8 protein-coding genes and 2 pseudogenes are annotated in these 6,955 nt (G+C 47.1%); 1 reads left to right on the top strand and 9 read right to left on the bottom strand.

The window, feature by feature from the left end; all coding sequences use genetic code 11:
• Positions 1-139: 139 nt before the first annotated feature.
• From ACG0Z5_RS23550 to ACG0Z5_RS23530, 5 genes and pseudogenes are all read right to left on the bottom strand, one after another.
• Positions 140-328 (bottom strand): annotated as a pseudogene (locus ACG0Z5_RS23550) (IS3 family transposase); the annotation flags it as partial.
• Positions 329-426: 98 nt separating this feature from the next.
• Positions 427-885 carry a DUF417 family protein gene (locus tag ACG0Z5_RS23545; protein WP_394451555.1) on the bottom strand — a complete coding sequence of 153 codons (459 nt, stop codon included), beginning with the start codon at positions 883-885 and terminating at the stop codon, positions 427-429.
• Between the two features lie 38 nt (positions 886-923).
• A complete protein-coding gene (locus ACG0Z5_RS23540) occupies positions 924-1,184 on the bottom strand; it encodes a YdgH/BhsA/McbA-like domain containing protein (protein ID WP_394451553.1) in 261 nt (86 codons plus the stop codon).
• Positions 1,185-1,423: 239 nt separating this feature from the next.
• Positions 1,424-1,984, bottom strand: a complete 561-nt coding sequence (locus tag ACG0Z5_RS23535) for a TetR/AcrR family transcriptional regulator (protein ID WP_394451551.1) — start codon at positions 1,982-1,984, stop codon at positions 1,424-1,426.
• A gap of 129 nt (positions 1,985-2,113) precedes the next feature.
• Positions 2,114-2,380, bottom strand: a complete 267-nt coding sequence (locus tag ACG0Z5_RS23530; RefSeq protein WP_394451549.1) for a YdgH/BhsA/McbA-like domain containing protein — start codon at positions 2,378-2,380, stop codon at positions 2,114-2,116.
• Between the two features lie 319 nt (positions 2,381-2,699).
• On the opposite strand from ACG0Z5_RS23530, the pseudogene ACG0Z5_RS23525 reads away from it, so the two are divergent.
• Positions 2,700-2,811: pseudogene (locus ACG0Z5_RS23525) on the top strand (hypothetical protein); the annotation flags it as partial.
• A 140-nt stretch (positions 2,812-2,951) separates the two neighbouring features.
• Here ACG0Z5_RS23525 and ACG0Z5_RS23520 read toward each other — a convergent pair.
• The 4 genes from ACG0Z5_RS23520 to ACG0Z5_RS23505 form a co-directional block, all read right to left on the bottom strand.
• Positions 2,952-3,479: a rhodanese family protein gene (locus tag ACG0Z5_RS23520; protein WP_394451546.1), complete on the bottom strand. Its 528-nt coding sequence runs from the start codon at positions 3,477-3,479 to the stop codon at positions 2,952-2,954.
• The gene (locus ACG0Z5_RS23515) at positions 3,476-3,793 is read right to left on the bottom strand and encodes an ArsR/SmtB family transcription factor (RefSeq protein WP_394451545.1); all 318 of its coding nucleotides are present in this window, start codon (positions 3,791-3,793) and stop codon (positions 3,476-3,478) included. The genes ACG0Z5_RS23520 and ACG0Z5_RS23515 overlap by 4 nt, the downstream gene beginning before the upstream one ends.
• A gap of 180 nt (positions 3,794-3,973) precedes the next feature.
• Complete coding sequence (locus tag ACG0Z5_RS23510; protein ID WP_394451543.1) at positions 3,974-4,999, bottom strand: MBL fold metallo-hydrolase; 1,026 nt, start codon at positions 4,997-4,999, stop codon at positions 3,974-3,976.
• A gap of 278 nt (positions 5,000-5,277) precedes the next feature.
• Complete coding sequence (locus tag ACG0Z5_RS23505; RefSeq protein ID WP_394451542.1) at positions 5,278-5,745, bottom strand: cupin domain-containing protein; 468 nt, start codon at positions 5,743-5,745, stop codon at positions 5,278-5,280.
• Positions 5,746-6,955 lie beyond the last annotated feature (1,210 nt).

Raw genomic sequence — 6,955 nt, 5'->3', positions numbered from 1 at the left:
ATCCTTAACTCATCCCCGGCTACGGCCGGGGATTTTTGTATAAGTGAATCTACATGGCTTAATAGACGCCACAGAGTCAACTTGAAATTGACCATGAAATGATAATGAAATGTCGTAGTAACGTCTGTAGTGGTGAACAAAAACTGGCCACGGCTTTAGAGTTTTTCCAAAACAATCTTTCTGATTCATTCGGCGTCAAACCACCATTATATTGATGAGGTCTGAGTTGGCTGTAATATCCTGTGATGTAATTCGTTATTGCCGTGCTGGCTTGGCTAAAATTAGCGTAGCCATTATCCGGTACCCACTCTGTTTTCAGACTTCTGAATAATCAGACTCCGGAGGAATTTATCCGAAGTCTGCAAAAAGACCGGAATCACTGATTTAACCTGGCATCGATATTGGGAAGGGATCAGTGGCGCGGCGCTACTGCCCCGACATCCTCCGGTGGATCAATACGCGGCGCAGGTCATGCCGGAGCAGCGTCACGCCGGCACCAATCAGCAGGACGTCTTTGATAATAAAACTGTCAATACGCCCCAGTTGTGGCTGCAGACTCAGCGTCACTATCGCGGTACCGATGACCATTACCGCGCCCGCCACCCCCAGTATCGGGCGGAAGAAACCGACAATCAGTGCCAGCAGGGTGATGTTTTCCACCACGCCAAGGGCATAGCTGACGCCCCGCACGCCCAGGATTGGATAGAGTGCCCCCAGCCAGGTCCCTGTCAGCAGGTGATGCAGAGCATTCGCCTCAAAGGGAAACCACTTGTAAGTACCAAACAGTGCGAAGATAAAAATCACTGACAGACGCAGGACGATGAGATCCACGCGGGCCAGTTTCTTTGTGGCGTTGTGCAGGTGGCGATAAGTGAAACTGTTCATGGCAATGTCCTTGTTTTGTTCGTTATCACGGAGCCGGATTAGGCGTAGAGCGTGGCGCGGGCATGGATGAAACGACCCTGTTCAAAGTCAGATATCAGATAACCGGCGGCCCCTGATTCGCAGGCCTGGCGGGCCACTTCCCTTTCCAGCTCTTCAACGGAAGAAATCCAGCCGAGTGAAAATGAGCGGACGGGCATCAGCGCGGCCTTATCCTCTTCGGTCAGATCATGTTTCACCATCACAGGGCCGTGCGGTCTGCGGGTGAAGATGGCAATAACATCGCGAATAAGTGCTTTCATAATGGATACCTCTGGTGTTCTGTTTCAGGCGTTTTGTTGTGTCGTCAACAACAGACTACCTACCAGAAGGTAGGCAGTCAAAGGGAAATAAGCACTACCGCCGAAAATGTGATCCCAATCACATCATTAAGCGAGGGGTGAAACGCGATATGCGTCCGCGAAGACCTTACGTGCCGGGGCTATTTACTTCAGCGAGGAGAAGCCCGCCAGCCATTACAGGCCATCAGCGGGCGTCATGATTAATGAGAGCTGAACATCTGTTGTACCGCGACCTTCATTCGTTCGCAGGCATCATGCGGCGGAACACGGTTCAGCATCAGCGCGCCCTTGACCGCACAGTTGATAATAATCGCAAGGTCAGCTGGTTCACCGCGGAATGTCAGTTCACCGCTTTCCCGGCCGGTACGCAGCACATCTGCGATTATCCTCAGGTCTGTCTGCGCCAGCTGACTCACTGCATCCTGCAGGGCCGGTTCGAACAGGTTGCTGTCTGACAGCATGGCATGGACACCACACATCTGCCCCTTTTGTGCGCAATACGCGAAGGCGTCCATATACGCATCAAGACGGGCTTTCCCGGCGGGGACCGACAGCAGCGTTTCTTCCATCTGCCGGAGCCGGTTTTCCTTGCGCTCACAGTAAGCAATACCCAGTTCAGTTTTGGTCGGGAAATGGTAGTGAATACTGGCCTTGCGAATACCAAGGCCTGCAGCCAGGTCAGCATAGCTGAATCCCTGGAAGCCATTTTCCTGAATCAGCGTGTCAGCCAGGTCAAGGAGGCTGTCATAGGTGGACATCATTGTTCTCCGGGCACAGGGGTGCCTGTTGTGTTCAGATACGGGAAAACCCGGCAGTCAGTGAGACTCCGGGGTTTTTCGTATCCGCCCTCCCTGAGGCAGGAGGCGCTGCGGCGCATTCAGCGGCCTGACTTAGCGATACAGAATAGCTGTACCACTCAGCTTATTGTTGCCGGAAGCTCCCACAATCCGGTAGTGACTGGCGCCGGCATCCTCGGCTTTCATGGCCAGGGAGGCACTCAGGCCATCCAGGCTGCTGAACCCGCCGGACGATACCTCGCCAATTTTTTGCAGTGACGCCGCCTCACTGCGGGTGACCATTTGCGGAGCGGCGGCATAGGTCAGGGCAGTAGCGGACAAGGCGATGATGGCAAGGGTGGTTTTGATGATGTTTTTCATGGTAAGGCTCCTGATATTCTGTTGTGTGTTTCTGTGTGTGTGTCGTGCTGTTGAAATCAAGACCACCTACCAGTAGATAGATTAGCAAGGGACAATTTTGCTCACTGGCCCAAAACGTGATCTCGGTCACATTTTTGTTGATGGGAAGTGTTTGGGCTGGAATAAGGCATCGCTAACGGGGTTCGAGGGGCATCGTGCGAAAAAGCACGTTAAGGGACTAACAGTCTGAAATATCGAGATTTATGAGAGTGGATATGGGCGCCGAAAAATATGTACTCAATATCATTTTTGGTCGTTTTAAGACAGGATCGGTCGCTGTCAGAATGAGCCTGCGGACAGTACGGTCAAATATGCTATTGATGGTAAAAATAATTATTACCGAGCACTACAGCGACGGTTCCAGCACCACAAACTCTTATCCATTAAAGTAATTAAAGTGATTATGACCAGCTCTCCATTGAATTAGATCGACCAATTGAACTCACTGCTCATAGCGGACTGGACAGGCCGCTTGCCAACAGCGGACATAGCAGCTCTTTCCAAAACTTATTAAAGAGAATTCAATTAACCTCTATTTATCAGGCCTGTTCCATGGCATTTTTAACAATAAAGTCGCCATCCCACATAAACCGCTTACTCCTGCAAAGAGTAATCCTGCGCCTACAAAGCCTGAAAGCAAAAATAACCGGCTATCTGTGGTGTATCCCAATACAACGCCGATAAGAATCAGTGTGCCCGCAACAATCTGAACCTGCCTCATGATAGGCAACGGCTGTTTTTTGTCTTCAATAGTTGGGAGGTTGGCGCTCTTCCACGCGTTTATACCCCCAGCCATCAGTAAAGCCGGCACAGGGCTTGCTGCTTTCATGAGCACATTGGCATTCTGAGCCGTGCGCGCCCCTGACAAACAATGAAAAATGACGGGTTGTCTATCTGTACCCTCCACCATTTTACCTGCCGTAATATCGGTGAGAGGGAGTGAGCGCGCGTACGGTATGTGCTCACGCAGGTATTCAGTGGGGTCTCGAATATCAATGAGCACAGCCCCTTGATCAATAAGTCTTTTGGCTTCTTGCGGTGATACTGATTCTGGCGTCATTTGAAATCCTCTGGGCAGTAAATGTCTTTTAACGTGGAGATAACTTTTTTCACCGAGTCGTTTTTGATGAAGTAGTTCACTTTTTGCGCCACCCTTTCAGACTCAATCAAACCGTCTTCTTTCATTTTTGCCAGGTGCTGAGAGGTTGCTGAAGGCGTTAAGCCGGTCAATTGCCCCAAATCACCTGATGATGTGCCGGGTTTATCAATGAGGATACAGAGGATCAACAGTCGATTGCTGTTGCTCATCGACTTAAGCAGCGTTGTTGCCAACGAGGCACTTTCCTGTAACTGGAACAGATGAGTCTTATTCATTTTGTTATTTAGCACCTCCTAAATTTAGACAATGCTAAATTAAATGGTGCTCACACGCAATCAAAAAAATTTTAAGGGCGGCGGGATGTCCGCCTGCGCTCAAAGCAGACCTTCAGCTCCGTAAACTCGTCCGCTCAGTGCCCGAAGTGGTCATCCCTGACAGCTTATTTCCGGTAAAAATCAGAGATCGTTAACTAACGCTGTACTGTCGGGAGCATTGACGGGCTTACACGTTGGATAAACGCCGCAAAGGGTAAAGCCCCGGTATGCTTTCTGGGTAATCGTGTTGCCTGACCTCTCGCGGGTACGCAGTTTCGTTGCCTCCAGAAGTTCAAGCAGATCGGCGCGCCCCATTTGCAGCGGGAATTCCTCAGGCGCAAAGTGAGTGCCTCGCGGATAATCATAGTAAGGCGCGCGTCTTTCGATATGCGTTCCTAGTATCTGTGCAACGGGACGAGTGCGGGTAAAATCAACCAGCCGCTGAACACTGGCATGCATGAGATCGGGATTAGGTTCGTTGATATAGAGCCGACCAGGGTAAAGGATATCTCCCGTTAGCAGAACGGCAGTATTACGATCATATACTGCAATACTGGTTGCATCATGGCCAGGTGCTGGAATGATATCCAGTATCCGTCCGCCAAGATCATATTTTCCTGTTTCTTTCGGCCAATGTTGAATACCAAAAAATGCTGTTAATGTTTCAACATCACCCGGCTTCACAAATGTGGTATCAGGGCGTTGAGTAAACTGATAATCCCCCCAAACATGGTCGAAATGAGAATGAAGATGAGTAACAACCAAGGGGATTGAAGATCGATTATTCTCTTTTAACCACAGATTAATCACGCCATTGACGGCACCGACAACATTGGGAACTCTGCCTGTAGTTGCATCGGTATCTTTGCCTGCACCAGTATCAAAGAGAATCGCTCTTTCATTCCCAAACAATAGATAAATAAAAGGTTTTTCGGTATGAACACAACCTGATTCGCGTAGAATATAAAAGTTTTTATTGTATTTATGAATCTGAAAATCATCTTTAAACGTTGCACATTCCGGGCCACCAGTGAGCCATTTAGTGGGCAGATTTCCGGGTTCATACGCTATTTGAGATAGCGTATTACCGGCCAAGCAGGCACCCGAAACAGTCAGCATTATCACAGCAATGTGAAAATTTTTTATCCAAAGAGTCAAACGGGTCATTATCATATTCATTCCTCATTTTTTGAAACAGTAGGCAGACCTCTCAAATATAGGTGATGTGAACAAAATTACAGCATGAGCCACCGCGTTTCTGGGGGTTATCTTTCAGATTGACAGATGAGTGTTAACTTTCGCTTTTCGTTGTGAGCTCAATCGAGGGATGCAACACTTTTATTGAACCATTTTGCGGGTGATACATAGTAGAGGCTTAAACTGTTCTATCCCTGCCATCGGACGGATAAAGACTCGATGGCAGGTGTTGTGAAAAATCAGGAGCGTTACTTATTGCCAGCAGTTACCGGGAAAGTATCTTTAAGGAAAATGTCAGTTGCGTACATCACTGCAGGCGCACCGCTATCATTCACAGCCCAGTGTGAATCACCGCGACCAGATCGGTAAACTTCACCTGGTTTCATTTTCACCCCGACAGTACAATTTTTAGCGTAGATAGTTACCGATCCAGAAAGCATAGTTGCGATTTCAGGACGCTCATCATGGGAATGTATTTGTGCGATAGAACCTTTACCAAAATAAATTGTTCTTGATCGCAAATGCCAGCCTTTTGCCGCAACCGCTTCATTGTCTAACAGTATTTGGCCATTATTGACCACCTGAAGTGGCCCTGTAGTTTCTGTAATTGGTTTGAAAGGCGTTGGCCCCTCTTTTCCTGCTGGGCATTCACCAGCCACAGCAGCAGTGCACGAAAGTGCAAATAACAGAGTCGTACAAGTCAAAATTAATTTCATGGTTAAATCCCCTTCCCTTCATTTAATGTGTTAGCAGATTAAGCTACAGCTATGGAAGTGTATTTATCAAGCGATTTATTTGCGGTTTATTCGTGAGAGGGATCTGCAACTTCCAGTGTTAAATAATATTGAATCGTTAATTTCTTATTCAATGAAACAAACAATCATTATCTACATGGCTTATGTTGTATGTTTTTTTCCTGTTGCTACCAGATGTGGTAAACACCAATGACTTGCCGAATGCCATCGGTAATGCATCACCTATTAATATACGTGGAAACTTAATTTATCCGCAAAATAAATTCGACATATTGAATTTGATTGTTTAATAAAACATGCTATGCAACCGGAGTTGATCGGGGTGTTTATAAATTCATCTGTAAACACTGTAGCACTATCGTTATTAACTGGGTTTTCTCATAGTTTCTGCTAATGAAACAGTTAATTGAATCGCCTCGACTTCGGTAGTGATGTTTTGAGTCCGCAGATATATATCGACTTCCGACCTCGCGCATAGCAGTCGCTCCTAAAGATTTTCCATATATGCTTGTTGACTTTGACCCTTTGTTATTGCATCAAAGAATAAGACCAGATATATTGGTCATGTAGCATTTCAACTGGCTAATACACTTGCTTCGGACACATCTCAATCGGTAGCAGATCGTGGGAGATATGCATTGAACGAATTAGAAAAAAACAATTGATCATTCAAATACCAACGATATAATTAGTACCAATTTACTTCCTAAGGGTTGAGTTATTCCAACCACTCATAAAGTGGCTTTTTGCGACAGAACTTTCATAATTCAATTAATCATTAAACGTTTTCATTTTATTCGAAACACAGCCAGAGCGCCCCACTCCCCCGTTATTGCGACTTACACCATCAGTTCTATTATCTGTAATGTCCTTTTTTATTCTTATCTGTTTATTCGTCATGGTTACTGCGTTTATCGTGCTGGCCGGACGGTAAATAATTTATCGTCGTTATTAATTTACCGCGGCGGAGAGGTTTTTTTATTTTCCCTGCACGACAACCCCGATAAGGAATAAATACACTATGGCTGATTACACCTCCAGTTCACGCGACACGGCACAGCTTGCCGGCCTGCTGGCCGGCCTGCCCGTCGAAAATGGGCAGTTAGTTCCCACCCCCGCCGAGCCGGGCGTGATTAACATCGACACCATCTCTGACAACCAGGGTGTGCAC

Source organism: Scandinavium sp. M-37 (assembly GCF_043558715.1).
GTDB lineage: Bacteria > Pseudomonadota > Gammaproteobacteria > Enterobacterales > Enterobacteriaceae > Scandinavium > Scandinavium vulneris_A.
This window is presented reverse-complemented; position numbering and strand designations above follow the sequence as displayed.

What these genes read in the sequence shown, in the direction of transcription:
- ACG0Z5_RS23510 (WP_394451543.1), bottom strand. Translation starts at nt 4,999, where the DNA reads ATGACCCGTTTGACTCTTTGGATAAAAAATTTTCACATTGCTGTGATA.
- ACG0Z5_RS23545 (WP_394451555.1), bottom strand. Translation starts at nt 885, where the DNA reads ATGAACAGTTTCACTTATCGCCACCTGCACAACGCCACAAAGAAACTG.
- ACG0Z5_RS23505 (WP_394451542.1), bottom strand. Translation starts at nt 5,745, where the DNA reads ATGAAATTAATTTTGACTTGTACGACTCTGTTATTTGCACTTTCGTGC.
- ACG0Z5_RS23540 (WP_394451553.1), bottom strand. Translation starts at nt 1,184, where the DNA reads ATGAAAGCACTTATTCGCGATGTTATTGCCATCTTCACCCGCAGACCG.
- ACG0Z5_RS23515 (WP_394451545.1), bottom strand. Translation starts at nt 3,793, where the DNA reads ATGAATAAGACTCATCTGTTCCAGTTACAGGAAAGTGCCTCGTTGGCA.
- ACG0Z5_RS23520 (WP_394451546.1), bottom strand. Translation starts at nt 3,479, where the DNA reads ATGACGCCAGAATCAGTATCACCGCAAGAAGCCAAAAGACTTATTGAT.
- ACG0Z5_RS23530 (WP_394451549.1), bottom strand. Translation starts at nt 2,380, where the DNA reads ATGAAAAACATCATCAAAACCACCCTTGCCATCATCGCCTTGTCCGCT.
- ACG0Z5_RS23535 (WP_394451551.1), bottom strand. Translation starts at nt 1,984, where the DNA reads ATGATGTCCACCTATGACAGCCTCCTTGACCTGGCTGACACGCTGATT.